Here is a 25,854-nt window from a genome sequence, read left to right as displayed (position 1 = left end):
TCTCAGGAGTGCCTTGTCGGAGGCGCTCCCGGCGACACCTGAGTCAATCGCCCACCGTGACGAAAAGGGGGAGCACCCACACACATACCGCCTTCATGGGTCTCTCACCTCCTCGCGTTCTCTCACGGCTGCCCAGACGGTACCAGCGGGGGCCGGCCGGCCCAACTCATTTAAAGCCGGCCGCACCTGGGAGCGGTGCGGGACAGACTGCCCGAGCAGCCGGTTGCCGCCGGCGTGCCGCCGCGCATGCCCGCCGCGGAGGTGGGTACGACCCTTCGCGTACGGGGGTGTCGCGGAAGCGGCCGAAGAGCGAGGAGTGCCGGAAGTGATTCGAAAGCTGCAGGCGATCGCGCTGGACTGCGCCGATCCGGTACGACTCGCGGAGTTCTACGCGGATCTGCTCGGCGGCCGCGTGGTCGCGGACCCGGAGGATTCCGACTGGGTCGAGGTGCACGGGTTCGAGGGGACGCCGCTGGCCTGCCAGCGGGCGGACGGGTACCGACCGCCCGAATGGCCCGGTCAGCAGCGTCCGCAGCAACTCCACCTGGACTTCGACGTGGACGATCTCGACGGGGAGGAGAAGCGGGCGCTCGCTCTCGGCGCGACCGTGCTGGAGCGGACGGACCAGCTCCGCCCGGGGGCCAACTGGCGGGTCTACGCGGACCCGGCCGGCCACCCGTTCTGCCTCTGCCTCCACTGACTCGGTGCCGGTGTGGCGCATCGCCGCCTCACCCCCGGGGGCTGCAGTCGTAGAGGGTGAAGCTGCCGTCGGTGCGGCGGCCGTAGGCGGTGGGGCGGATGCGGGTGCAGTGGGACTTCACCCAGGTGGTGGCGGGCGTGGTGGGGCGCTGGGTGGTGAGCAGCGCGTAGCGCAGCTGGTGGGCGGTGACGAGGCTGCCGAGCTGCGGGGCGGTGGGGAAGGGGGTGTTGCCGGTGAAGCCGCCCATGACGAGGACGGGCTCGGACTTCGCGCGCAGCAGGGGCTCGGCGGTGTAGGCGGCCTGGGTGGCGAGCAGGTACTTCTCGCCGTGGCGGTGCGTGGTGAGGTAGTCGAGCAGGGCGGTGTCACGGGCGCTGGGCTGGTCGAGCCCTGGCCTGCGCGGAGCGTGCCGGGGATGGGCGCCGTCGTGGTACGCGGTGCCGACCGGACCGGTCATCGGCGAGGTGGTGGCGCCCGCGTAGAGCGGGTCGAGGCTGGAGAGGGCCCAGCCGGCCGGTACGACCAGGGTGGCCGCGATCCCGGCGGCGAGGGCGCTGTGGACCATCCGCGGGGACGTGCGCGGCCCGCGGGTCCACAGGCCCACCACGCCGCACAGCGCGAGCATCACGGCGACCGGCAGCAGCCAGGAGACGAACCGGGTCGGCCAGTCGAGCACCAGCGCCCACGCCACCGTCAGCACGATCGCTGCCGGCAGTGCCATGTGCCGTCGGCCGCCCGCCTTGCGCTCCGCCGCCTGCCCCGGCCCGTGCACCGCCGCGTACCCCGACTCGTACCCCGAAGCGTGCCCCGACTCGTGCTCCGAGTCGTACTCCGCGCGGAAGAGCGCGAGTCCGCCGCCGGTCAGCGCGGCGAGCGCCGGGGCGATGACGGCCGTGTAGTAGGCGTGGTTGCCGTTGGAGGTGCTGAACGCCAGGGCGTGGATGGCCAGCCAGCCGCCCCACATCACAAATCCCGCGCGCGGCAGGTCGGTTCGCGGCTGCCCGGTGCGCCAGAGGACGCCGAGGACCGCGGCGAGCACGGCGAGCGGCAGCAGCCAGGCGATCTGCGGGCCGACCGTGTGGTTGATCAGCATGTTCCAGCCGGTGTTGCCGGTGGTGCGGCTGGTGGCGGTGCCCGCGACGGCGCCGAACGCGGTGGAATCGCTGCTGAAGCGGCTCATGCCGTTGTAGCCGAATACCAGGGTGAACGGATCGTTGTTGGACGTGCCGTCGAGGTACGGGCGGTCCGCGGCCGGTGTCGCCCAGGCGATCAGCACCCAGGAGCAGGAGACCGCCAGCGCGACCGCACCGCCCAGCAGGACGCGCAGAGCCCGCTTCAACGGCGTGCCGGGCGCGACGAGTTGGTACACGGCGGCGAAGACGGGCAGCACCAGCCATGCCTGCAGCATCTTCGTCTGGAAGGCGAGCCCGACCCAGATCCCGCAGGTGATCAGCGGCAGCAGCCGCTCGGTGCGCACCGCCTTCTGCAGTGCTCCGGCGGCTGCCACCAGGAGCAGGGTGAGCGCGGTGTCCGGGATGGTGGCCCGGGCGAGGACCGCGGTGACCGGGGTGAGGGTGAGCGTCAGCGCGGCGATCAGCGCGGCGAACGCACCGGCCCAGGCCCGTACGATCCGGTGCACCAGCCATACGGTGAGCACGCCTTCGACGACCTGCGGAAGCGCGGCCGCCCAGGTGTGCGGGCCGAAGAGCCAGACGCAGACGGCATCGGGCCAGAAGGCGCCGGGCAGCTTGTCGATGCTGATCGTGCCGCCGGCGTCGAGCCCGCCGAAGAGGAAGGCACGCCAGCTGCCGGCCATCGACCGTATCGCCGCGCCGTAGTAGGGGTGGAGCGCGGCGTGCCCGATGCCCCAGGAGTACAGCACCGTGGCGACGACCAGGACCGAGGCGAGCGCCGGGCGCTCCCAGCGCGGGGCGTCTTCCGGTCGGCCGGAGCGGCGGTTCGCCGCCCGGCGGCCTCGGTGCGCGCCGGTGGGCTTGGCGGCGGGGATGGCGGTCATGGCAGTGGTCCTCGGATCAGCAGGTCAGGTGAGGCGGCGGTGCACGGGCGGCGGGTTCACAGGCGGCGGACCGCCCGGAAGCCGCGGGCGTAGAAGCCGGTGCCGTCCAGCAGCGAGCGGCCCGACAGGTCGCCCAGGGTGGGGCCGTTGGCGGCGGAGCGGCTGGAGTAGAAGCGGTGCCGGCCCTGGTCGTCGAGGCCCATGTACATGCCGCAGTGGTCGATGAAGTTCGGCCGGTCCTTGATGATGGCGAAGAAGACGAGGTCGCCGGGTTGCAGGACGTCCAGACCGGTGGGCTGCTCGCCGGTGTCGGGGATCACCAGGCGGCCGGGACCGTAGGCGGCGATGGCGAAGGCGCGGCGCGGCAGGCCGCTGCCCCGGGTGTTGGTGTTGTGCAGGGGGATGCCCATGCGGTAGCCCCACACCAGACGCTGGAAGCCGGAGCAGTCGACGTCGCCGTAGCGGGCCTGCTCCGGCTGCACGCGGGTGCCGTCCGGGAAGGTCCAGTCGATGCCCAGGTAGTCGTAGAAGTCGGACTGTTCGTCGTGGTAGGCGAAGTCCAGCGGGTTGTTGACCTTGGCGTTGCGCGGGCCGAAGTGGGCGGTGCCCGCGTAGCGCACGCCGGCGGCGTTGTGCTTGTCGGGCGCCCCGGCGCTGCTGTACTCGAACGCCACCGCGAAGACGTCCGGGCTGGTGTCGCCGAGCGCCTTGCGGAACCAGCCCTTGAACCAGGCCGACTTCTCCATGCCCCGCTGCCACTCGTGCGGCAGCACCCGCACCCAGGCGTCCGTGGTCACCTTGGCCTCGGTGGTCCGCGGCTCGCTGAAGCTGCGGGTGGGCCCGGTGAGTACGGCCGTACGGGCGCCGTCCGTGAACGTGGCGAGCGTGCCGCCGTCGGCGGCACGGACCACGGTGCGCTCGGGTGCGGTCAGCCGCTCGAAGGTGTGGGGCCCGGCGGTCCGGGCGCCCGGGCCGGTGCCCGTGCCGCCGGCGGCCGCAGCGCCGCGGTCGTCGCTGCCGCCGCTGCCGTGCCCGAGGCGGTCCCAGGCGTAGGCGCCCGCTGCTCCGGCGGCCGCCACGCCCGCGATCGTCCCGAGCACGGCGCGGCGAGTCGGGCGGCCGCGCCTGCCGACGGGTTCGGAGTGCATTGCCGTTCCTCCTGGAAGTGCGAGGTGAGAGGGTGGTGGACGGGTCAGCCGGTGGGCAGGGCGCCGATCAGCAGACCGGAGACCAGCACCACGTACGTGGCCAGCGTCACCGCCGTGGTCGAGATGAGCGTGGCCGCCATCGGCTGGCGGACCATCTGGTAGGAGACCAGGCCGGGGACGATGAAGCCAAGGGTCTGCGACGTGTACAGCAGCGGGAACTCGTGGTTGAGGGCGAGCATCACGGTGGTCTGCGCCAGCACCGCGCACAGCACCACGGCGGCGAACAGCCGCTTGCCGTAGAGGATCACGGTGCGCTGCAGCAGCTTCGTCAGGAAGTACGTGACCGCCGCCACGGCGACCATCAGGCCGGCCATCTGCACGTCGGTGACGAGCGTGAGGGCGATCCAGCCCGGGGTGATCATTCCTCCGGGGGAGAGGTTGGTGGTCAGGTAGCAGACGAGCGAGAAGACCAGCCCGAGGGCGATCCCGAGCGCGGCGGTCTGTGCGGTGAGGTGGGCGGGGATCACGGGTTCCTCGTGGACTGGGACGGGTCGTAGGACTGGTGCGGGTTGTCTTGGGCGCGCCCGCCATCGGCGCGGTCCTCGCGGGCGGCGAACCGGCGGGCGAGTTCGCGCTGTTCCGGGACGTGGAAGCCGTACGCCGGTGTCTCCAGCGGTGCCACCCAGCTGTACGGCTCCGGCTCGGGCGGCCGGGCCACCGCGATCCGCGGCCGGGCCACCCGGATCTGCATGGTCTCCTGGTCCAGGCCGTCGCCTTCGGGTACGCCGTCGAACACCGGGTCCTCGGACTCGTCCAGCGGCAGCTCGGCGAGGCATTCCAGGAACAGCTCGCCCTGACCGTGGATGTTGCCGATCGCCACCAGCGAGGAGGCCGGGCCGAGTTCCGCGAGCATCGCCGCGGTCAGTTCCTCGGGGTCCCGGCGGTCGCCGCCGAGATCCACCACCCGCCCGGTGAAGCCGGCCGGAATCGCGTCGCGGGCGCTCTTGGTCGGGTGGCCGATCAGGAACACCGTCTCGGCGGCGAGGCCGGGGACGATCGCGCCCATCTGGCCGTTGCGCTCCACCCGGTCCGGGCGGCAGTTGATGACCACGTTGAGCGGCCGTCTGATCGCGCCCAGGTCCTCCAGCTGCTTGACGTTCATCAGCGTCGACTCGGGGTCGTTGGCGGCGAAGACGTTGGCGAACCGCAGCCGTCCCCCCTCGGGGGTGACGTAGCGCTCCACCGACAGCACGCCCGGGTCGGGCGGCGCGTCCCACATGCCCTGCATCGCGGTCTGCCGGTCCACGCCGAGCAGTTCGGCGACGGTGAGCGCGATCGCCACGTTCTCCTTGAACGTGAACCAGCTGAAGCCGCGCAGCTCCTCGTCGGTGACCGTCTCCGGATCCGCATAGACAAGTCGGCAATTACGGGCGTCCGCCTCCTCCTGGAGGATGTGGAAGCGGTCCTTCTCCGCCGTCACGCACACCCCGCCGACCGGCATCGAGCGGGACAGGGAGCGGGCGACGTCGTCCAGCGTCGGCCCCATCTCCTCCAGGTGGTCCTCGCGGACATTGCACAGCACGCCGATCGTGGAGCGGATCAGCTTCTCCTGGTTGATCTCCTGCAGCGCGGGCATCACCGCCATGCACTCGATCACCAGCGCGTCCGGCCGGTAGGTCGCCGCGCGCCGCACGATGCCGATCTGCTCGACGATGTTGGACAGCCCGAACTTGCGGTACACCGGCTCCTCGGTGGCGTCCGGATGGATGAACCGGGCCGCGGTGCCGGTGGTCTTGGCCACCGTGACCAGGCCGCCACCACGCAGCGCGCCCGCGCACAGCCGGGTGATGGAACTCTTGCCGCGGATGCCGTTGACCAGCACCCGCGTCGGTATCTGCGCCAGCGAGGCGAAATGCCGCCGCTGCTCCAGGATTCCGGCGATCCACAGCGCGGCGCAGCACAGCAGGACGATGACATAGAGGAAGAGCACGCGATTTCGTCCTTCTACCGCTGGAGGGTGGTCTCACGCGAGGACCGGGAGGGCCCGGCGGCGCGGCCGGATCTGGCCGCCCGGTCGCGTTCCGCCAGGGCCTGGCGCATCAGTTCCAGACCGCGGGTGACCGATCCGATCTCGTCGTGGTTGACCGGGTGCAGCACCGTACGGCGGTCTCCGCCGGCGAGCCGCTCGACGAGCACGGCGACCGCGCGCAGCGGCCGGATCACCACGACGTGCAGCCAGCCCAGGCAGGCCGCGCCCAGGGTGAGGCCCAGGATCCCGGCGAGCATGGTGCGCTGCTCGGCCTGCACCGCGGGGATCTGGAGGGCCGCCGCGGGCTCCGCGGTCACCACGTGCCAGCCGAGGCGGGCCGTCGGGCCGCTCTGCGCCAGCGGAGCGGCGGCGTCGACCGACGGGCCGGAGGACGTGCGGAGCACCGCCGAGGTCGCGGTGCCCGCAGTACCCGGGGCGCCCTGGGTGGCACGGGCAAGACGGGTCAGGCCGGATTCGGGCAGCGACTGGAAGGCGCGGTAGCCCACGCTCGCCGCCAGCACCTTGTTGTGGTCGTCCGTCACCCAGACGCTGCCCAGCTTCGGCCTGGGCAGAAGGGAGTTGAGCGCGTTCACATCGATCTCGCCGAACAGGACCACCCCGGCCGCCGGGGTCTTGCCGTTGACGGCCCGGACCTGGGTGTAGGCGGCGATCGCAGGGATCCGGCCCGAGGTGTTGACGGTGGTGATCCCGCCGCCGTCGGGCACGTGGACGAGAGTGCGCAGCGGTGTGCCGCCCACCCTCAGCGTGATGCCGCCGGAACGGTCCAGGAGATACAGCGAGCGGTACTGCTTGTGGTCGGCGAGGGTGCGCCGCAGCACCTCGCTCTGGGCGGCCCGGCTCCTGCCCGGCAGACCCGCGGCCACGTCGCTCAGGTCGGTGTACGACTGGTCGAGCGACTGCCGGATCCGGTTGGTCGCGATCTCGGTGCGCGCCTGCTGGGCGGCGAGGACCGGAGCCGGAACCGCGGTCGCGGTGTCCGCCCGGTTCAGCACGAAGATCATCGGCACCGCCCAGCAGGCCACCACCAGCACGCCGGCCACGGCCAGCGCCCGGTAGCCCGGTCCGCGCCGGGCCGGGAACTCCTCGGGGCCGCTCTCGCCGAGCAGTTGCCGGCGCAGTGACTCCAGGGCCCGCCCGATCCGGGCCAGTTCCCCGAAGCCGTGCACCGGAACGGGGCGGAACAGTTCCTCCCGCGCGGTGGGCCCGCCCTCGGTCGCGCCCCGGGCCAGGCGGCCGGCGGACAGGTACAGCCGCAGCAGTGGCCGCTGCACGAAGAAGTGCAGCGCGAGCCCGAGCAGCAGCGCGAGCCCGGCCAGCGCCCCCGCGGCCTCGAGCGCGAAGCGCGAGTAGTCGGCGCCGGTGGTCGTGGCGGGCACCGCGCGGAAGGTGAGCACCACCAGACCCAGGTGGTCGGTGTCGCCCGGACCGGTCGCCGAGGCGACCTGGGCCCAGCCGGCCACCGTGCGCCGGCTGCCGGTGGCGGCCCCCAGCATGCTTCCCGAGGCGTCGGTGTCACTGCCCGACGCGTTCGCCGCGCGGGCCGCCGCCGCGGGCAGAGTGCCGTCGGCGGCGGCCGGCGACGCCGTGCCGCGGGCTGTGGTGGCGAGTGCCGCACCGCTCGCGTCCAGTACTTCGGCGGTGCGTCCGTCGCCGAACGTCGTGAGGGCGGGGAGCGCTTCGGAGACCACCAGCAGCCATTGCCGCTCGGTCCGGCTCGGGGCCTGGAACTGGTCCTGGTTGGCGTCCTCCTGCTGCGCGGGCAGCGTGACCCTGGCGAAGTACAGCAGTTGCCGCGTGCCGCCCGACGTCACCAGCCGGGGCGGGATCGCGCCGTGCCCGGCCGCCGTCGTGGCGACGTCCAGCCCGGCCAGCGGCACCGGCTTGCCGCCCGCCGACAGCAGTTTGCCGGTGTGCGGGTCGAGCAGCGCACCGCCGAGGACCGCCTTCCTGGCAGAGGTCAGCGCCTTGAGGGCGGTCGCGGGGGTCGACGCGCCCGTCGCCTGGTACGCGGTGGCCGTCCGGCGGACCGTGCTCGCCTCGACGTCGATCGTGGTGCGCACCGACTGCGCGGTGTCCGCGGCGATCTGCTGCTCGCCGTTCGGTACGGCCTGCGGTATTCGCTCGGCGTGGATGCCGCCGAGGCCGATCACGGTCAGGGCGGCGACCACCAGCAGCAGGACGACGAGGGAGGCGATCGGCGGGCGCACCCCGCCGAGCATCGGCATATCGGCGCGGCGACGGACGCGGTGTCGGCGCGGCGCCCGGGGTGCGGAGGGCAGGGCAGCTGGTCCTTCCTCAATTGGCGTCGAGCGCCGAAATGTTCGATTGCGCGAACACTCTAGCTTCATGCGATCACATAACCATCACACTTTCGTCCCTGTGTCGTACGTGCGAACGGAGGCGCTGGGCGGCGGCCGGTGCGTACGGGGCCACCGCCCCCGGCGCGCCGAAGGGCGGACCCGCGAACGGGACCCGCCCTTCGGACGTTCGGTCGGCTCACCGGTCGGCTGTCCGATCAGCGGACGAAAGAGATCTCCGGGTAGCTCTTGGCGGGTCCGTCCAGCAGGGTGCTGTGCTGGTGGCGCAGCTCCTGGTCGAAGAAGGCCGCGAGGTAGGCGCGCTGGACCGCGACCGCGCGGTTCGGGTCGATCGTGCCGAACTGCTGCTGGAGCTGAGCCTGGGAGAGCCCGAGCAGGCCCGCCTCCTGCGGCACCATCCACTCGTTGTCGCTGAACGACAGGTGCGCCGCGCCGTGGAGCTGGATGTCGACCCGGTATCCCTTCAGGTGCGACCACAGCGTGCGCCACGAGCCGTCGTTGTTGCGGTTGTGGGTGCCGGAGCTGAAGAGCATGAACGGGCGGTCCAGGTCCTTGCTCGGCGCCGTACCGAAGAACTGGCCGTCCAGGTCGGCACCGGCGGCGATACGGTGGTCGAGCTGCATGGAGGTGTCGACCGCCGCGCCGCCCAGCGACCAGCCGAACATCCCGATCCGGGACATGTCCACGGCGCCCGACAGCCCGGAGGGGAGCGTGGGGTGGCCGGGGTCCGGGTTGCCGCCCTTGCTGATCGTGGAGAGCTGGTTGATGACGAACCGGATGTCGTGCGCGCGTACGTTGAGGGTGTCGGAGGAGTGCGCGCCCGCCGGCATGGTGTTGACCTCGAGCCGGTTGCCGGGGAACTGCACCTCGTTGGCGTCGTGGGTGTGGTCGACGGTGACGACGAGGTAGCCGCGGCTGGCGAGATCCTGGGCGAGGGCGGTGCCCATGGCGCGGTCCGAGTGCAGCCCGGTCGAGTAGAGCAGGACGGGCAGCTTGCCGAGCTTGGTGTTCACCGGGGCGAGGACATGGCCCGCGGTCGTCGGCAGGGTCACCTGCTGCGGTGACAGCCCGCGCGAGGCGAGGAAGTGGGCGCCGGAGATCGACGGCATCCACGGCGCCTGGTAGTGCCCCGACGTGGCGGTGGCCGGATACCAGAGCGACACCATCAACTCGCGCGGGGTGCTGCCGGGTATGTACGGATCCGTACGGGACTTGTCGACGAGGTGCAGTCCGACCATGCCCACGCTGTACGGTCCGGTCGGCGCGGGCATGTTGAGCTGGAGACCGGACGGACCCGTGCGGCCGGACGTGAGGGCATCGGGGTGTACGGGCTTGTGGTGCAGCGGCGCCTCGTCGTTCTCGGGTGCCCAGGGCGCGTTCTGGTCGGGCGAGAACCCGTTGGCCGCAGGCTTGTCGGACGTCTTCCCGGCGGCCATCGCCGGGGTCATCCCCGCACCCAGGGCGACGGCGAGCGCACCCGCCGTACCGAACGCTCTGGCGATCACTCTGCGACGGTGGCGCGGGCGGCGGTGTTTCATGGAACCCCCTTGTTGGTCAGCGATCGCAGAACGGGCGATCGACTGCCGCACACCGTACCGCCGCCGCGGCCGGCCGATCCGCCCACCCGGGGTGCCACGGTGGCGACTTCACGCCCCAGGGGCCGAGCGCTTTCACGACCTGATGAATTGCCGGCGCCCCGCCTCCGCCCATATTAATTTCACATTCAACAAATTTGTGCGATCCTGTCCCCGAGACCGGCCCCGCGCCCCCTCGGCGAGGTTGGCCGTCACCATCAACGCGTTCAACCGGGTGTCGATCATGAGCGGGCATCCGGTGCGGCGGGAGCACTGACCGCGCCTCGAGCGGCCCGGTGCGGCAGGACCTGGCCGATCGTCGCCAGCAACTCGCCGACCAGCGGATTGCTGTCGCCCTCGCGCCAGGCGACGACGGCCCGGGTGCGGGCGGCGGCCGGCTCGATCCGGCGGAACGCGACGCCCTTGAGGCGGATGCGGCGGATGCTCGCCGGTGCCACGGACACCCCGAGCCCCGTTTCCACCAGGGCGCACACGGTCTGCCACTCGACCGCGTGCTGGGCGATGCGGGGCGTGAACCCCGCCGCCTCGCACAGGCCGGTGATCCGGTCGTACAGCTGCGGGCCGGCCGCGCGCGGCAGCAGAACGAACGGCTCGCCAGCCAACTGGCCCAGCGGCACGGTGCGTTGGGCCGCCAGCGGGTGGGTGGCCGGCAGGACGGCCACGAACGGCTCGCGCAGTACGGTTCTGAAGCCCAGCTCGGACCGGTCCGCCGGGGGTTCGCGCAGCAGGCCCATGTCGATCGTCCGGTCGCGCAGGGCGTCGAGCTGCGGCGCCGTCGTCATCTCCTGGATGTCGAGATGTGCCTGCGGGAACCGCTGCCGGAACTCACGCAGCAGCCCCGGCAGCACGGTCAGCGCCAGGGAGGCGGCGAAACCGATGCGCAGCCGCCCGGCCCGGCCGCTGCCGACAGCTCGCGCCGTGGCCAGCCCGTCGGCGAGCCCGGTCAGCGCCCGCCGGGCGGACGGCAGCAGGGCACGCCCGGCCGAGGTCAGCGCGACCCGCCCCGCGCCCCGGTCGAACAGCGGATACCCGACCTTCTCCTCCAGCCGGCGGATCTGCTGGCTCAGCGGGGGCTGGGCGATGCCCAGGCGGGCGGCCGCGCGACCGAAGTGCAGTTCCTCGGCGAGCACGACGAAGGCGTGCAGCTGTGGCAGGGGGAGTTCGGGGCGGTCCATGTCCCCAGGTATGTCCCCGAGGACCGGTTCCCGGAGCGCCTGCGGTGCATATCCCTAGAGATATCAGTCCATGCCGCTGCCTGTATTAGACGTATCGCTCCTGGTCACTTAGCGTTCGGCGCATGACAGAGCGACGTGCGATCCTCAGCGGCTCGACCTTCGAGGAACAGATCGGTTACGCCCGTGCCGTGGTCGACGGCGACTGGGTGCATGTGTCCGGGACCACCGGGTTCGACTACACGACGATGACGATCGCGGACGACGTGGTGGCGCAGGCCGAGCAGTGCCTGCGCAACATCGAGGCCGCGCTCGCCGAGGCCGGGTGCACCTTCGCCGATGTGGTACGCGTGCGCTATCTGCTGCCCCACCGCGAGGACTTCGAGCCCTGCTGGCCGGTGCTGCGGCGCTGCTTCGGCGACATCCGGCCGGCCGCCACCATGCTGCAATGCGGCCTCGCCGACCCCCGTATGAAGATCGAGATCGAGGTGTACGCCCGCCGCAGCGCCGGCTGACCGCGACAGGGCGGGCACCTCGCACCCGGCCCGCGCCGGGACCAACCTCGCCCAGGCAAAGCCCAATCGGGGAAAGGTGGCCTTGCTCGGGCGCAGTGGTCACGCCGCGGCCCGGGAGTGCCCGGCCGGGGTCAGGAACGTTGCCCAGCCGCCCTCCGGCGGCTCGCCGACCTGGAGACTGCGCAGCCTCGCGAGGGTCAACGGGTCCTGGGCGTCGAGCCAGTCGACGAACTGCCGGAAGGAGACCAGCCGTACGTCGTCGCGCCCGGCGATCTGCTTGAGCGCCTCCTCTGCGGCATCCATGTAGATGCCCCCGTTCCACTCCTCGAAGTGGTTGCCGATGAACAGCGGTGCCCGGTTGGTCTCGTAGGCCCGCTGGAACCCGGCCACGTACGCCTGCGTCGCCTGGGCGCGCCAGTAGGGGTAGTTGTACGACGGAGCCCGTGTCGTGTTCTTGGACTGGTTCGCCAGCATGTTGTAGTCCATGGACAGCACTTCGAACGTGTGGCCGGGAAACGGGATGCTCTGCAGCGGCAGGTCCCAGATGCCACCCCGCCTCCTCGGCCAGCGTTGCAGCCCGCCCGGTGAGGAGGCGTCGTAGCGCCAGCCCAGTTCCCGCACGGCCGGCAGCAGACTTGCCTGCCCGAGCAGGCAGGGGGTGCGGCCGCCCACCAGCTCCCTGTCGTAATCGAAGGGGAGCGGCGGTTCGTCGTGCCAACCGGTGTGCGTGCGCCAGGACTTGACGAACGAGCGGGCCTGCTCGATCTCCCAGCGCCACTGTTCCGGCGTCCAGTCGGCCACCGTGCCGGGGCCGGTGCAGAAGTGCCCGTTGAAGTGCGTGCCGATCTCGTGCCCGTCGAGCCATGCCTGACGCACGTACGACAGCGTCTCCTTGAGGTGCCGGTCGGTGAGATAGCCGATGTCCGAGGCGCCGACCGGGTTGTTCGGCGGCTCGTACAGCCGCTTCTTGTCCTCCGGCAGCAGATAGAGGCCGGACAGGAAGAACGTCATGTGCGCGCCGTGGTCCCGGGCGAGTTGCAGGAAGCGCGGGAACAGGCCGGTGCCCAGCTCGCCGGCACCGTCCCAGGAGAACACCACGAACTGCGGCGGGCTCTGGCCGGGTTCGAGCGCGGTGGGCGGCGCGGGCTGGTTCGGCTGCCGTCCGGTGTACGACGTCGAGCCGTCCCCGATCAGCCGGCCTGTCGACCACCCCGGCCCTTCCTGCCCTTCCGCCCCGTACCGGCCCGCGCATCCGGTCAGCTGGGCGGTGGCCGCACCGAGGCCGGCGCCGAGGCCGAGGCGTGCCATGCTCCGGCGGCTGATGTCCCTCATCGCCATCCCAACCCGCCTCCCGCCGTGACGCGTTGTGCGCCTCCTCGGCCGTCCGGAAGCCGTGCGTCCGGAAGTCCTGCGTCCTGCAGTCGTGCGTCCGGAAGCCGTGCGTTCAGAAACCCTGTATCGGAATATCTCGGACTATAAATCAGATAAGCGGACAAGAGGGTCTATTGGCTCGGCGTGGCGGGGCTGGGGGTGCCAAGGCGGTCCCGTCAGCGGAACGCCGCCGCATTGCGTGCCGCCCAGGCGGCGAAGGGAGCCGCGGGCCGCCCGAGCAGGCGCGCCACGTCCTCGGTGACCGCCCGCTCCTGTGGGGTGGGTGCGCCGAGGATGGCGAGCGTGCCGTCGGCGACCGCGGGCGGCATGAACCGCAGCATCTGTGCGCGGGCCTCCTCGGGGCTCTGCTCCACGAAGGTCACCGGCTCGCCGAGCGCCCCGGCGATGGCGGCGGCCCGCTGCCGTGGGGTGGTGGGCTCCGGGCCGGTCAGCGTGTAGGTGGCACCGGCGTGCCCGTCCTCGCGCAGCACGGCCGCGGCCACGGCCGCGACATCGGACGGGTCGACGAACGGCAACGCCACATCGGCGTACGGCGCCGCCGCCGTACGGTACCGGCGGACCGGCTCCGCCCAGGCGAGCGCGTTGGAGGCCAGTCCGCCCGAACGCAGGACGGTGAACGCCAGGCCGGACCCGGCCACGGCCGTCTCGAAACCCGCCGCGTGCGTGTACGCGCCGGGCCGGGTGTCCACGCCCTGTGAGGACACCAGTACCACCTTCGCGATCCCGGCATCGGCGGCCCGGCGCAGGATGCCGTCCGGATCCTCGCCGGCCACCAGCAGGAACAGGGCATCGGCGCCGGCGAGGGCGGGTGCGAGGCTCTCCGGCTCGCCGAGGTCGGCGGCTATGGCCCGCACCCCCGGCGGCACGTCCTCGGCGCCGATGTGCCGGGCGACGGCCGTCACCGTCTCGCCCGCCCCGGTCAGCTCGGCGACCAGCGCGCGGCCGACGTTCCCGGTGGCTCCCGTGACAACGATCATGGCATCTCTCCCGTGTGAGTCAGCTGACTAACTAACTAGGTCGAGACGTTAGCCTGTGCCCGGCCCGTTGTCTATCGTTAGTCAGGTGACTGACTCAGAATCCGGCACACGGACGAAAGCCGCGCGAGCGGGCCGGGGCGGCAAGCGCGAGCGCCTGGTCAGGGCTGCCGTGCAGGTCTTCCACGAGCAGGGCGTGGAGAAGACCACCCTCGGTGACATCGCCCATGCGGCCGAGGTGCCGCTCGGCAACGTCTACTACTACTTCAAGACCAAGGATCAGCTGGTCGAGGCCGCAGTGGCCGCCCACTGTGCCCAGCTCGACGCGCTCACCGCCCAGTTGGACACCCTGCCGGACCCGGCCGACCGGCTGCGGGCGCTGGTCGCCGGCTGGGTCGACCAGCGCGAGACCGCGGCCCGCTTCGGCTGCCCCTTCGGCACTCTCGTGACCGAACTCGACAAGCGCGACGACGGCCTGGACCGGGCCGCGGCGAAGGTCATGCGGGCCCTGCTCGACTGGGTGGAGTCCCAGTTCGTCCAGCTCGGCCGCGCCGATGCCGCCGCGCTCGCCGTCGAACTCGTCGCCGCCTACCAGGGCATGTCCGTCCTCACCAACGCCCTGCGCGACCCCGGCCTGATGGCGACCCAGGGGGAGCGTCTGCGGTCCTGGATCACCGGGATCGCGCGCCGGTAGGCGGCGCCGCCGGCAAGGGACCTCGCCGGGTCGGCCGTACCGGGCCGACTGCACCGGGACGGCCGGGTCGGACGGCTGCAGGTCAGGACGCCGCCTGGCGCTGTGCCGCCGCGGCCGGCAGCGTGGTGATGTGCTGGACGGCCCGGCTGAGGACCACCACGCCGACGACGATCAGCAGGGCACCGCACACCTCCGGTACGAGCCACCAGCCGGTGCGGATGCGTTCGCCGAACAGGGTCATGCCGAGCGTCAGGCTCACCACCGCGTCGCCGACGGTGAGCGCCGGCTGCGCCGCGACGAGCGGGCCGGCCTGGAGCGCGTTCTCCAGCAGGACCACGGCCGCGACGCCGGTGAGCGCGAAGCCGTACGTCTGCCAGGACCGCAGGAACGCTGTGAAGCCGTGGTCGGCGAAGGTGCCGCTGGCCGACTTGAGCAGGGCGGCGGTCAGGGCGTTGCCGGTCGCGGAGGCGGCCGCGAGCAGCGCGGCGCGCCGGGCCGGGGCATGGCCGCGGCCGGACACCACGACGGCCGCGGCCATGCCGCCCAGGCACAGGCCCAGGACCGGGATCCAGCGGATGAGTGGCGCGTGGTCGGTGGCGCCGTGCGGGGCGGCGGCGGTGAGCAGGACGGCGAGGCCCGCCACACACCCGCCCACGCCCCACCAGCCAGAGCGGGGCATCCGCTTGTGCATCAGCGGGGCGGCGACGAGCAGCGCGAAGGGCAGTTCCAGGATGAACAGCGGCTGGACCAGCGCGAGCGGGCCGTTGACCAGGGCGAGGCTCTGGAAGAGCGCGGCGCAGACCACGCCGCCCATGCCGATCACCCACAACGGCTGCCGCGCCAGCTCCGCGACCAGGCGGATCCCGCTCCGGTGGGACGTGGACGCCACCTTTCGCTGGAAGGCGGTGCCCACGGCGTTGCTCGCCGCTCCCGCGACGGCGAACGCCGCGGCCAGTTCGATCACGACCGACTCCTGCCTGCGGGAGGCCTGCCGACAGAGTTTGCGATGACTGCGGGGTTCGGGGCTTCCTGACTTCTTCAGCCTACGGAACCCCTCGCCCGCCTGCCGGTCCAGGCCTGCCGGGTCCGGCCCCGCCCGGTACGTGCCGAGCGGGGCCGGGAGGGCTTCGGCGGGTCAGCTGACGGACAGGTCGTCGGCGTACACCGCGTCCTGTGCGTACCAGCCGTGGACGTAGACCGTGACCGTGCCCGAGGCGCCGGTGGTGAACGGCACCGTCAGTTTCGACCACGACGAGGACGAGGCCCAGGTGCTGGCCGTCGCGCCGCCGCTGACTCCGAGGTAGGCGTACGGACCCTGCACCCAGCCGCTCAGCGTGTAGGAGGTGTTGGGCTTCAGGGTGAGGGTCTGGGCGCACTGGCCGGTCTGCGAGGCGGAGGGCGCGGTCTTCAGCGCGTGGGAGCCGCCGTGCACGGGCGAGGTGACCACCGTCGCCCCGCTGTCGCAGGTCCAGGGCGTGAGCGAGCCGGTCTCGAAGTCACCGTTGGCGAGTTGCGTCGTGCCGCCGCCGGAGCCGTTCACGGTCAGGGCGAGCGTGGAGCTGTGCTTGACCGGGCCGGCCGTGCCGGTGACGGTCAGGGTGTAGGTGCCCGGTGCCGTCGAGGCGCTGGTCTTCACGGTGAGGGTGGACGTGCCGCCCGCGGTGACGGAGGCGGGGCTGAGGGAGGCGGTCACGCCGCTCGGCGCGCCGCTCACCGCCAGGTCCACGCTCTGGGCGCTGCCCGAGGTGACCGACGTCTTCACGGACGCCGTCGTCGAGCCGCCCGGGTCGACCGATGCGGTGGCGGGGGAGAGGGAGACGCTGAAGTCGTTGGCCGGCGGGGTCGTCGTGCCGCCGGTGAAGGGCGCGAACGTGTGGCTGAAGTACCACGTGTCCTGGGCGATGCCGGAGCATGTGTCGGAGGCGCTGCCGCCGGGGCAGCCGCCGTTGTCGCGCTGGAGGGCCCAGAAGGACAGGGTGTTGATGCCCTTGGCGACCGCCCAGTTGTACACGGTCGTCGCGTCGGCGGTGGTGAAGGTCTCCGCCGGGCCGTAGTCGTCCACGCCGGGCATCTCGGTGACGCCGATCGAGTTCCACAATTGACTGTCCGACAGATTCGGGTACAGCGACGCGAGTTGGTCGTGCAGTCCGCTCGCTGCCGTCTCGGTGTCGGTCGCCATGTGGTGCGTGGCGCCGTCGTAGTAGTCGAACGTCATGATGTTGACGACGTCCACCTTGGCGCCCGCGCTCTTCGCGCTGCGCAGCACGGCGAGCCCGCTGTCGGCGAGTCCGGTCGTCGTGGTCGGCAGGGTGTACGAGAACTGCACCGAGCGGCCGTTCGCGGCGGCCCAGTCCTGGACCTTCTTGATGGCCTGGTTGCGGCGGTCGATGCCGGCGGTGTTCGTGAGGGAGTTGTCCTCGACGTCCATGTCGAGCCGCGAGACGTCGTAGGTAGTGATGATCTTCTCGTAGGCGGCGGCGATGGAGTCGACGTTCGTGCAGCTGTCGGCGATCTCGGTGCCGGCGTTGTCGGCGCCGTAGCCGCCGAGGGACGGGATCACGTCGCCGCCGCGCGAGCGGATGGTGCTGAAGTCGGAGCCGAAGACGGAGGAGTCGACCGGCGTGCTGGTGTTGCCGTTCCAGTACGGGGTGCAGGAGCCCTTCTTGTCGGCCTGGAGGAAGGCCATGGTGAGGTACTTGGCGCCGGAGGCCTGGGAGAGCGCGGCGGGGCTGTCGCTGCTGTAGGCCTCGAAGTAGGGTGCGAAGACGTGCGTGGGCAGGGCGGTCGCCGCTTGCGCGGTGCCGGTGGCCCCCAGGGCCAGCCCCGCGGACGCGGCCAGGGTGGCCACGCCGGCGAGCAGGGCGCGTAGGGATCTCGGACGTGTCATCGGGTACTCCCGGATAGCGAACGACAGGCGGTCGAACGGGGTCGAGCAGCCCGGCCGGGCTATTGGTCTAGGCCATGATTGGTCTGGACCAAACGCCGGTCAAGGTGTGGGGGTCGCCTTTTGCGTGTTCATGAGGGAGTCAACCGTCCGACTTCGTATGAATATTGACGGTGTGTTACATCAGTGGCGCCGGAGTCACGCTCAGCTGGCCCGGGTGCCGCCGCCGCGCCGGATGCGGCCCAGGAGATCCCGGTGATAGGCGGCGAGCTGTCCGGCGGGTACGGGTGCCGGGCTGCCGGTGAGGGTGTACCAGGTGTCGGCGCCGAAGGGCTGGACTGCGACGCGCGCGCTGTGGCCGTCGGACAGCAGGATCGTCGCGACGGTCAGCTCACCGGTGAGGACGCCGGCCTCGTCGGTCAGCGCTCCACCGGGGCCCGCGGTGACGCGGTCGACGTAACTGTTGATGCTGGGCGGGTTGTTCATGGCTCGCAGGTTTCCATCAACCCGGCCCGTGCGTGCGCCGCCGCGAGGGTGTGTCGGCCCGAGCGCCCGTGTGTCTCAGCCGAACAGCGGGAACCGGTCCGCCGCCGGGCCCAGGGCGGCGCGCTCGGCCTCGGTGAGGGGAGAGCGGCCGGTGCCCACGCGCGCGTAGTGCGCGTCGCTCCACTGCGGGAGCGCGGGCCGGCCGAGCAGGCCGTCCAGAGTGGCGCGCACCGCGGCCAGCCCCTCGGACGCCGGTCCCGGGGCGTGCGGCAGGGCGACGGTCAGATCCAGGTGGTGCACGGTCGCCTCCACCGCGAGGGTGGTCAGCAGGTCCCCGGCCGTCAGCACATGGCCCTGGGTGGCGACACGACGGGCGGGGTCGGCCGCCTCCGCGGCGTGCCCGGCCGCTGCCAGGGTCTCCAGGTACAGGCCCCTCAGCTGACCGAAGTCCAGGAACATGCTCCCGTTCACCCGCGCCCAGCGGCGGCCGTTCGCCGCCCCGACGGGGTTCGGCCGCCAGTCCTGCCAGTACGTCACCGCGTCTCGGTCCACCCGCTTCGGCGACGGCGTGTGCAGGGCCACCAGACCGCGCTGGGCGTCCCCCAGGCAGTGGAAGACGAGATCGCGTACCGCCCAGCCGGTGCAGCCGCTCGGCAGCCACGACTCCTCGTCGCCCAGACCCGCGACGACCTCGGACGCGGCCCCGTACGCGGCGCGCAACGCCCGTGCCTCGGTGCTCATGAGTCCCCCTGACCGTCCTGACCGTCCTGACCGTCCTGTTCGTCCTGTTCGTCCGGCGTCCAGGGTGTCACACCCGGCTCGACGTCGCCGTGTCCCCCGACAGGCGCTGGGCGACGTAGACCGGGAGCACCGACAGCAGGACGAGCACCGCGGCCACCACGTTGACCACCGGGGCCTGCTGCGGCCGGGTCATGTTGTCGAAGATCCAGATGGGCAGGGTCTCGATGCCCGGGCCCGCCGTGAAGGTGGTGACCACGATCTCGTCGAAGGACAGGGCGAAGGCGAGCAGGGCGCCCGCCAGCAGCGCCGAGCGGACCAGTGGGAAGGTGATGTCGACGAAGGCGCGGAAGCTGGTCGCGCCGAGGTCCATGGCCGCCTCCTCGTACGAGGCCGTCGTACGGCGCAGCCGGGCCACCACGTTGTTGAAGACCACCACGATGCAGAACGTGGCGTGGCCGATGACCACCGTGAACAGTCCGAGGCCCACGCCGAGCGGCTGAAGGACCGTGCTGAAGGCCGAGTTGAGGGCGATGCCCGTGACGATGCCGGGCAGCGCGATCGGCAGGACGACGACGAACGAGACCGTGTCCCGCCCGAAGAAGCGGTGCCGGGCCACGGCGAACGCGATGAGTGTGCCGAGCACGAGCGCGATCCCGGTGGCTCCGAGACCCGCCTTCACCGAGACCCACAGCGCCTGCCGCGCACCGGAGTTGTGCACGGCCACCGACCACCAGTGCCCGGTGAGGCCCGGCGGCGGCCAGCTCGCGCTGCGGTCGGGGCTGAGGGAGTTGACGAGGACGAGCAGCAGCGGCACGTAGATCACCGCGAAGCCGAGCCCGGCGCCGGCGCGCAGGGCGATGCGCGCGGTGCGGCTGAGATGCATGGCGCTCTTCTCCTACAGGCTGTTGAGGGCGCCCGTGCGGCGGATCGCCAGCAGGTACAGGACGATCACGACGACGGGGACGGTGCCGAGCGCGGCGGCCATGGGCAGGTTGAGTTCGATGTTGGAGTACACGAGATTGCCGATCAGCTGCGTCTTGCCGCCGACGATCTGCACGGTGATGTAGTCGCCGAGGCTGAGCGAGAAGGTGAACACCGAGCCGGCCGCGACCGACGGCAGCACCATCGGCAGGACCACCGAGCGAAAGGTCCGCCCGGCCCGGGCCCCGAGGTCGGCCGAGGCCTCGAGCAGGCCGGCCGGGAGCTGTACGAGGGCCGTGTGGATCGGCAGGATCATGTACGGCAGCCACAGGTACGTCAGGGTCAGGACCGTGGCGGGCAGGCCGAAGCCGGGGCCGTTCAGCCCGAACGGCGAGAGCGTCCAGTCGGCGAGGCCGCCCTGGGACAGGATGAGCCGCCAGGCGTAGACCTTCACCAGGTAACTCGCCCACAGCGGAGTGAGGATGGCCACCACGAGCAGGGGACGCCACCTGGGCCTCGCCACCCGCGCGGTGTAGAAGGCGACCGGGAAGGCGATCACCACGCACAGGGCGGTGACCGCGAGCGCCACGCCGACACTGCGCAGGATCACCTCGCGGAAGACGGGCGTGGTGAACAGCTCGTGGAAGTTGTCCGTCGACCAGACCTTCACCACCTGTGAGGTGAAGGAGTTCGTCGTCCAGAACGCCGAGACGAACAGGACCGCCAGCGAGCCGAGGTAGAGGACGGCGAGCCACAGCAGCGGGGCGGTGAGCAGGAGGGTCAGCCGCAGCCGGGGTCTGCGGTGCAGGCTTCCGGCGAGCCGCCGGACGGTGTCCCGGCCGGCGTCGGTCGTCGCGTCGGTCGCCATGGCTCAGCCCTTGATCTCGGTCCAGGCCTGCACCCACTGGTCGTACGGCACGCACTTCACGTCCTTGCGGCCGTCGAGGCACTGCGCGATGGGCGTGTTCCAGAAGGCGATCTTCTTCCAGTAGTTCTCGTCGGCGGCGTGGTAGACCGTGCAGAAGTTCTTGTCGCTGGTCTCGGCGCAGGCCCTGGAGTTGGCCGGGGCCTCGCCGAAGTACTCGGCGACCTGGGCGTTGACCTTGGGCGACACGATCCAGTTCAGCCATTGGTAGGCACAGTCGGGGTGCTTGGCCTTGCTGGAGACCATCCAGGTGTCGGACCAGCCGGTCGACCCCTCCTTCGGTACGAGCGCCTTGACCTTCGCGCCCTCGGAGGCGGTGAGGTTGGCGATGACCTGCCAGGTGGTGCCGACCACCGAGTCGCCGCTCTTGAAGGCGGAGACCTCCTTCAGATAGTCGCTCCAGTACTCGCCGACGTTCTTGTTCTGCTGTTTGAGCAGGGCCACGGCCGCGTCGAACTGCTTCTGGTCGAGCGCGTACGGGTTGGTGATCTTCAACTCCGGCTTGGCGGCCTTGAGATAGAGGGCCGCGTCGGCGATGTAGATCGGCGAGTCGTAGGCGGTGACGTGCCCCTTGTACCGCGCCGCGTCGTCGAAGACGGCCGACCAGGAGGTGGGCGCGGGAGTGACCTTCTGGGTGTTGTACATCAGCAGGTTGGCCCCGCGCCCGTGCGGGATGCCGTACATCTGTCCCTTCACCGAGTTCCAGGCGCCGTTCTTCAACCCCGGGAAGATGTCCTTGTAGTTGGGGACCAGAGCGGTGTTGACGGGCGCGGCGTCACCGGAGGCGATCAGACGCAGGGAGGCGTCGCCGGAGGCGGAGACGGCGTCGTACTCGCCGGTCTTCATCAGCTTGACCATCTCGTCCGAGCTGGCGGCGACCTTGGAACGGACCTGGCAGCCGGTCTGCTTCTCGAAGCCGTGCACCCAGTCGGCCTTGGGGTCGTTGGACCCGTCCTCGACGTAACCGGCCCAGGCGATCAGATTGACCTGGCCCTCGGACGCGCCGAGCTTCGTCGGGGCCTTGAGGTGCGGCGGGTTGAGTCCCGTGGCGGACGAGCCGCCGGAGCCGGAGGAACTGCACGCGGCGGCGAGCAGCAGTGCGGCGGCCGCGGCGGCGGCCCGGGGGATGCGGTTGAGACGCACGACGATCTCCAGGGGGACGTAGCGGTGGGGAGAGGTCAGGAGGGCATCCGTACGGCGTGCCGGCGGTGCCAGGTCAGGCGTACCCGGGTGCCGCGGTAGGCGGCCACGTCCTCGGAGGAGGTCTCCAGGTTCTGCTGGAGCGCGGTGAGCCGGCCACCGCCGTCGAGATCGACCAGGAACCGGGTGGCGTCCCCGAGGTAGACGACCTCGGCGACGGTGCCGGTGGCGGTGGCGTGTCCCGGCTCGTCGGTCTCGGCGGACTCCTTCAGCACGCGGATCTTCTCGGGCCGGATGTTGAACATGCCCGGGACGCCGACGATCCGGTGGGCCGCCTCGCCGTCGAGCAGGTTCGAGGTGCCGACGAAGGACGCGACGAAGGCGGTCGCCGGGCGTTCGTAGATCTCCGCGGGTGTGCCGACCTGGGCGATGCGGCCCTGGTCGAACACGGCGATGCGGTCGCTCATGGTCAGGGCCTCCTCCTGGTCGTGGGTGACGAAGACGAAGGTGATCCCGACCTCCCGCTGGAGTGCCTTGAGTTCGACCTGCATCTGCTCGCGCAGCTTCAGGTCGAGCGCGCCGAGGGGCTCGTCCAGCAGCAGCACCCGGGGCCGGCCGACGAGTGCGCGGGCGAGCGCGACGCGTTGCCGCTGGCCGCCGGAGAGCTGGGCCGGGCGGCGCTGGCCGTAGCCCTCCAGGCGGACCTCGGCGAGGGCCTTGCGGGCGCGGACCAGGCGTTCGGCCTTCGGTGTCCTGCGGATCCTGAGCCCATAGGCGACGTTCTGTTCCACCGTCATGTGCGGGAACAGGGCGTAGTCCTGGAACACGGTGTGCACGTCCCGTTCGAACGGGGCGAGGCCGGTGACCTCCTGTCCGGCGAGTTCGATGCGGCCCCGGTCCGGCGTCTCGAAACCGGCGAGGAGCCTGAGGACCGTCGTCTTGCCGGACCCGGACGGACCGAGCATCGAGAAGAACTCCCCGTCCCGGATCTCCAGGTCGACCCCGTCCACGGCGGTCGTCTCGCCGAACGACTTCCGCAGGTCCTGCAGCCGGACAGCAATTCCCTCCATGCGGGAACCTTTCTGGCGCGCTCTACGTTGACCGTAAACATATGAAGCCATAGTTCAAAGCTCAAGATCCCGTTAGGGTAAAACTTGAGTCAGCGCACAAGGTGGTGACCGTGAAGCAATACGAGGTCGAGGGCGCCGCCCGCAAGGCCGTGTTCAGCCCGGTGGACAACCGGGCCCGGGTCGACGCGGTCGTGCACCGCATCGGCGACGCGATAGAGCTGGGCCTCTTCGCCGACGGCGAGCAACTGCCCGGCGAGAGCGAACTGGCCGGACAGCTCGGCGTCTCCACGGTCACGCTGCGCGAGGCGCTGATGGCCCTGCGACAGCAGGGCCTGGTCACCACCCGTCGCGGACGGGGCGGCGGCAGCTTCGTCTCTCTGCCCGAAGTCCCCGCCGAGGACCGGCTCAAGGCGCGCCTGCGCGGCTGGAGCACCGAGGAACTGCGCGACCTCGGCGACCACTGGGCCGCCCTGTCCGGCGCCGCCGCCCGCCTCGCCGCTCAGCGCACCGAACCCGAGGACCTGCGTCAACTGCGCCGTACCGCCGAGGAGTTGACGAAGGCCGAGGACGCGGCGGCACGCGGCAGGCTGTACGGCCGCTTCCACGTCGAACTCGCGGCGGCCGCCCAGTCCGCCCGGCTCACCCGCGAACAGGTCGCCCTGCAGGGCGAGATCGGCGCGCTGCTCTGCCTCGTCCTGTCCGGCGGCACATATCGTGAAGAAGTTGCGGACCGTCATCGCGCCGTGATCTCCGCCGTGCAGGATGGGTCCCACGAAACGGCCGGCACGCTGGCCGAGCGGTGCGTCAGAGAGTCGACGGCGCGGCTCGTCGCCGTACGCCTCACCCTCTGACCGCGCCGCGTCCGTTTCCCGTCCGCTGGAGGACACCATGGGCTGGAGCCCCGCGCTCGCCACCCTGGACACGGACCCGCAGACCTGGGTGGCCGCACAGGCGGGCGGCGCGCTGGAGGCCGTCTTCGCGACGGTCGCCGCCATCCGCGCCGAGACGGCGGCCCTGCTGCACCGGGTCACCGCGCAGGACCGGCGGCCCGCCAGCGCCGACCTCGCCGCCCTGCGCCCCGGACTGCACGGGCACCTGACCCGGGAGGACCTCGTCTCCGGCGCCGGTTTCGTCGCGGCCCCAGGACTGCTCAGCGACGTACCCGCGTGGCTGGAGTGGTGGCAGTCGGGCGGCGAGGGCGAGATCCGCCCGCTGCTGCTCGACCTCGACCCCGGACAGTCCGCGTACGCCGACTACACCCACTGGGACTGGTTCGCGCTGCCCCGTGACACCGGGCGCCGGGCGGTGGCCGGACCCTACGTCGACTACCTCTGCTCCGACGAATACAGCCTCACCCTGTCCGAACCGGTCCGGATCCGGGGCCGGTTCGCCGGAGTGGCCGCCGCCGACGTGTATCTGCGGCACTTCGAGACGGCCGTCCTGCCGCTGCTGCGACGCCTTGACCGCCCGGCCCATCTGGTGAACGCCCGCGGCCGGGTCGCCGCCTCCGCCGACCCGGCCCACCTGGCGGGCTCCCTGACGAAGGGCCCGGAATTCGGAGCCCTGCTCACCGGTGGGCGGCCCGGTACGTACGACGGCATGCGGCTGGTGCCGTGCGGGGGCGTGCCCCTGGTGCTGGTGCTGGCCTGAGGCGGACCGGCGCGGCGACGGTCAGCGGACTCCAGCCGGAGGTGCCAGTTCCCGTTGGACGTCCAGCCCGTGCCGGTGGCGCGGCCGTTGGGCTCGGGCCGGGGTCAGGGCCGGGGCGGCAGCGGCCGTACCGTGAGGGTCTGCTGGGCCTGACCGATCGGCCCGTGCACGTCGTGCAGGACGGTGCTGGTCAGGCCCTGGCCGGTGGGGCCGAAGACGACCGTGGTGTCCATTCCGGCCCAGCGGCCTTCGGGCCGGCGGTGCAGGTGGATCGTCAGGTCGACGTTGGGGAACATCCACTCGGTGGGCGGGCGGCGTACGGCTATGCCGTTGGCCGTGTCGACCAGGGCGACGTAGGACGCGAGCGGGCTGCACGGCACGCCGGCGACGAGGCCGAGGTGGGTGGAGATCCAGGCCGTGGTGCGGCCCGGCCGCGGGGGTGTGAGAGGCCTGAAGTCGATGGACGCGCAGTGGCCGCCGGGCCAGAAGGCCAGCGACTGGGAGGGGACCGCGTCGGGCGGGGTGAGACGGGCGTCGCCGCCGCCCGCCACGGCGCCGGTGTCCAGCTCGGTGAGCAGCCAGGCGCGGGCCCGCACGACCGTGCGCCCCGCGATGTCCACGACCGCTTCGAGGAGTTCGATGGTGCGGCCGGGCCGGATCGACTCCACCCGGATCTCGCACTCCTCCAGGGCGAGCCGCCCGAGGATGTCGAAGCTGATCCGGGACAGCAGCAGCCCGCTCGGCGGCCGCTCGGCGAGATACCCGTCGATCGCGTGGACGACGAGTCCGGCGAGCGGGCTGAAGTGCATCTCGTCGGTGTCCCACGCGCCGCTCGCATGCGCGGTGGGCTTGTAGCGGTGCCGGTCGATGCGGTCGAAATAGCTGGCGGACAACGGGCGTCTCTCCTCAAAGTGTCCATGGGCACATGGGCACAGGGCGTCGAGCAGGTAGTTGCACGGTACATCCTGCCCGTCGCGGGCTCACGGGCCCGACTTGATCGTCTTCATCGTCAGGTGGGAGTCGATGCGCAGCACGCAGGGCAGCCCGCTTAGCTTGTCCACCAGGAAGGCCTCGTACGCGGCGTGGTCGGCGACGGCGACGCGGACGAAGTAGTCGGGCCGGCCGTACATGCGGCGGAACTCGATGACCTCGTCGTAGCCGGCCACGATGTTCTCGAACTCCAGGAACGTGGTGCGGTCGTTGGCGCTGACCTCGACGTCGACGAGCACCTCCAGCCCCTGGCCGAGGGCCTCGGGATCCACGACGGCCCGGTATCCGGAGATGACACCGGCCTCCTCCAGCCGCTTGACCCGGCGCAGACACGGCGGCGGGGTCAGACCCACCCGCTGGGCCAGCTCGACGTTGGTCAGGCGTCCGTCCCTGCGGAGGTGAAACAGAATGTCCTGATCGATCGCATCCAGAGCAACTTCATTGCGCATGACGCTATCGTACGGACATTATT

Annotated in this window: 24 protein-coding genes; 5 read left to right on the top strand and 19 right to left on the bottom strand. The window is 71.6% G+C overall.

The window, feature by feature from the left end:
• The first annotated feature begins 325 nt into the window (after nt 1–325).
• The gene (locus A6P39_RS06025) at nt 326–700 is read left to right on the top strand and encodes a VOC family protein (protein WP_067051408.1); all 375 of its coding nucleotides are present in this window, start codon (nt 326–328) and stop codon (nt 698–700) included.
• Between the two features lie 28 nt (nt 701–728).
• Here the strand turns inward: A6P39_RS06025 and A6P39_RS06020 are convergent, their stop codons facing one another.
• From A6P39_RS06020 to A6P39_RS05990, 7 genes are all read right to left on the bottom strand, one after another.
• Nucleotides 729–2,717, bottom strand: a complete 1,989-nt coding sequence (locus A6P39_RS06020; RefSeq protein ID WP_067051406.1) for an ArnT family glycosyltransferase — start codon at nt 2,715–2,717, stop codon at nt 729–731.
• A gap of 56 nt (nt 2,718–2,773) precedes the next feature.
• Nucleotides 2,774–3,865, bottom strand: coding sequence for an NlpC/P60 family protein (locus tag A6P39_RS06015; protein WP_067051405.1), 1,092 nt, complete (start codon nt 3,863–3,865; stop codon nt 2,774–2,776).
• A 44-nt stretch (nt 3,866–3,909) separates the two neighbouring features.
• Nucleotides 3,910–4,392: a poly-gamma-glutamate biosynthesis protein PgsC/CapC gene (locus A6P39_RS06010; RefSeq protein WP_067051403.1), complete on the bottom strand. Its 483-nt coding sequence runs from the start codon at nt 4,390–4,392 to the stop codon at nt 3,910–3,912.
• The gene (gene pgsB, locus A6P39_RS06005; RefSeq protein WP_067051401.1) at nt 4,389–5,855 is read right to left on the bottom strand and encodes a poly-gamma-glutamate synthase PgsB; all 1,467 of its coding nucleotides are present in this window, start codon (nt 5,853–5,855) and stop codon (nt 4,389–4,391) included. Before pgsB ends, A6P39_RS06010 begins: the two co-directional genes overlap by 4 nt.
• A gap of 14 nt (nt 5,856–5,869) precedes the next feature.
• Nucleotides 5,870–8,122, bottom strand: coding sequence for a HAMP domain-containing protein (locus A6P39_RS06000; RefSeq protein WP_234379076.1), 2,253 nt, complete (start codon nt 8,120–8,122; stop codon nt 5,870–5,872).
• 308 nt (nt 8,123–8,430) lie between these two features.
• The gene (locus A6P39_RS05995) at nt 8,431–9,738 is read right to left on the bottom strand and encodes an alpha/beta hydrolase family protein (protein ID WP_234379074.1); all 1,308 of its coding nucleotides are present in this window, start codon (nt 9,736–9,738) and stop codon (nt 8,431–8,433) included.
• A 311-nt stretch (nt 9,739–10,049) separates the two neighbouring features.
• A complete protein-coding gene (locus A6P39_RS05990) occupies nt 10,050–11,003 on the bottom strand; it encodes a LysR family transcriptional regulator (RefSeq protein WP_067051398.1) in 954 nt (317 codons plus the stop codon).
• Between the two features lie 122 nt (nt 11,004–11,125).
• Between A6P39_RS05990 and A6P39_RS05985 the strand changes: the two genes are divergently transcribed.
• A complete protein-coding gene (locus tag A6P39_RS05985) occupies nt 11,126–11,515 on the top strand; it encodes a RidA family protein (protein WP_067051396.1) in 390 nt (129 codons plus the stop codon).
• Between the two features lie 99 nt (nt 11,516–11,614).
• On the opposite strand, the gene A6P39_RS05980 is transcribed toward A6P39_RS05985, so the two are convergent.
• Nucleotides 11,615–12,847, bottom strand: a complete 1,233-nt coding sequence (locus A6P39_RS05980; RefSeq protein WP_067051460.1) for a hypothetical protein — start codon at nt 12,845–12,847, stop codon at nt 11,615–11,617.
• 215 nt (nt 12,848–13,062) lie between these two features.
• Nucleotides 13,063–13,884 (bottom strand): SDR family oxidoreductase, encoded by an 822-nt coding sequence (locus tag A6P39_RS05975; protein ID WP_067051394.1) that lies wholly within the window; start codon nt 13,882–13,884, stop codon nt 13,063–13,065.
• A gap of 85 nt (nt 13,885–13,969) precedes the next feature.
• On the opposite strand from A6P39_RS05975, the gene A6P39_RS05970 reads away from it, so the two are divergent.
• Nucleotides 13,970–14,575 carry a TetR/AcrR family transcriptional regulator gene (locus A6P39_RS05970; RefSeq protein WP_079133598.1) on the top strand — a complete coding sequence of 202 codons (606 nt, stop codon included), beginning with the start codon at nt 13,970–13,972 and terminating at the stop codon, nt 14,573–14,575.
• Nucleotides 14,576–14,657: 82 nt separating this feature from the next.
• Here A6P39_RS05970 and A6P39_RS05965 read toward each other — a convergent pair whose 3' ends face one another.
• The 8 genes from A6P39_RS05965 to A6P39_RS05930 form a co-directional block, all read right to left on the bottom strand.
• Complete coding sequence (locus tag A6P39_RS05965; protein WP_067051393.1) at nt 14,658–15,539, bottom strand: DMT family transporter; 882 nt, start codon at nt 15,537–15,539, stop codon at nt 14,658–14,660.
• A 171-nt stretch (nt 15,540–15,710) separates the two neighbouring features.
• Complete coding sequence (locus tag A6P39_RS05960) at nt 15,711–17,462, bottom strand: carbohydrate binding domain-containing protein (RefSeq protein ID WP_067051391.1); 1,752 nt, start codon at nt 17,460–17,462, stop codon at nt 15,711–15,713.
• A gap of 201 nt (nt 17,463–17,663) precedes the next feature.
• Complete coding sequence (locus A6P39_RS05955; protein WP_067051389.1) at nt 17,664–17,945, bottom strand: hypothetical protein; 282 nt, start codon at nt 17,943–17,945, stop codon at nt 17,664–17,666.
• A gap of 75 nt (nt 17,946–18,020) precedes the next feature.
• Nucleotides 18,021–18,686, bottom strand: a complete 666-nt coding sequence (locus A6P39_RS05950; RefSeq protein WP_067051387.1) for a maleylpyruvate isomerase N-terminal domain-containing protein — start codon at nt 18,684–18,686, stop codon at nt 18,021–18,023.
• Nucleotides 18,687–18,753: 67 nt separating this feature from the next.
• The gene (locus A6P39_RS05945; protein WP_067051386.1) at nt 18,754–19,569 is read right to left on the bottom strand and encodes an ABC transporter permease; all 816 of its coding nucleotides are present in this window, start codon (nt 19,567–19,569) and stop codon (nt 18,754–18,756) included.
• A gap of 12 nt (nt 19,570–19,581) precedes the next feature.
• Nucleotides 19,582–20,475 (bottom strand): ABC transporter permease, encoded by an 894-nt coding sequence (locus A6P39_RS05940; RefSeq protein WP_067051384.1) that lies wholly within the window; start codon nt 20,473–20,475, stop codon nt 19,582–19,584.
• A gap of 3 nt (nt 20,476–20,478) precedes the next feature.
• On the bottom strand, nt 20,479–21,675 hold the full coding sequence (locus A6P39_RS05935; protein WP_067051382.1) for an ABC transporter substrate-binding protein: 1,197 nt from the start codon (nt 21,673–21,675) through the stop codon (nt 20,479–20,481).
• 35 nt (nt 21,676–21,710) lie between these two features.
• Complete coding sequence (locus A6P39_RS05930; RefSeq protein ID WP_067051380.1) at nt 21,711–22,742, bottom strand: ABC transporter ATP-binding protein; 1,032 nt, start codon at nt 22,740–22,742, stop codon at nt 21,711–21,713.
• A 101-nt stretch (nt 22,743–22,843) separates the two neighbouring features.
• On the opposite strand from A6P39_RS05930, the gene A6P39_RS05925 reads away from it, so the two are divergent.
• The gene (locus A6P39_RS05925) at nt 22,844–23,593 is read left to right on the top strand and encodes a FadR/GntR family transcriptional regulator (protein ID WP_443052823.1); all 750 of its coding nucleotides are present in this window, start codon (nt 22,844–22,846) and stop codon (nt 23,591–23,593) included.
• 37 nt (nt 23,594–23,630) lie between these two features.
• Nucleotides 23,631–24,392 carry a cache domain-containing protein gene (locus A6P39_RS05920; protein WP_067051378.1) on the top strand — a complete coding sequence of 254 codons (762 nt, stop codon included), beginning with the start codon at nt 23,631–23,633 and terminating at the stop codon, nt 24,390–24,392.
• 104 nt (nt 24,393–24,496) lie between these two features.
• Here A6P39_RS05920 and A6P39_RS05915 read toward each other — a convergent pair whose 3' ends face one another.
• On the bottom strand, nt 24,497–25,285 hold the full coding sequence (locus tag A6P39_RS05915; RefSeq protein WP_067051377.1) for a thioesterase family protein: 789 nt from the start codon (nt 25,283–25,285) through the stop codon (nt 24,497–24,499).
• Between the two features lie 87 nt (nt 25,286–25,372).
• A complete protein-coding gene (locus A6P39_RS05910; RefSeq protein ID WP_067051375.1) occupies nt 25,373–25,831 on the bottom strand; it encodes an Lrp/AsnC family transcriptional regulator in 459 nt (152 codons plus the stop codon).
• Between the last annotated feature and the right edge of the window lie 23 nt (nt 25,832–25,854).

Source organism: Streptomyces sp. FXJ1.172 (assembly GCF_001636945.3).
GTDB lineage: Bacteria > Actinomycetota > Actinomycetes > Streptomycetales > Streptomycetaceae > Streptomyces.
This window is presented reverse-complemented; position numbering and strand designations above follow the sequence as displayed.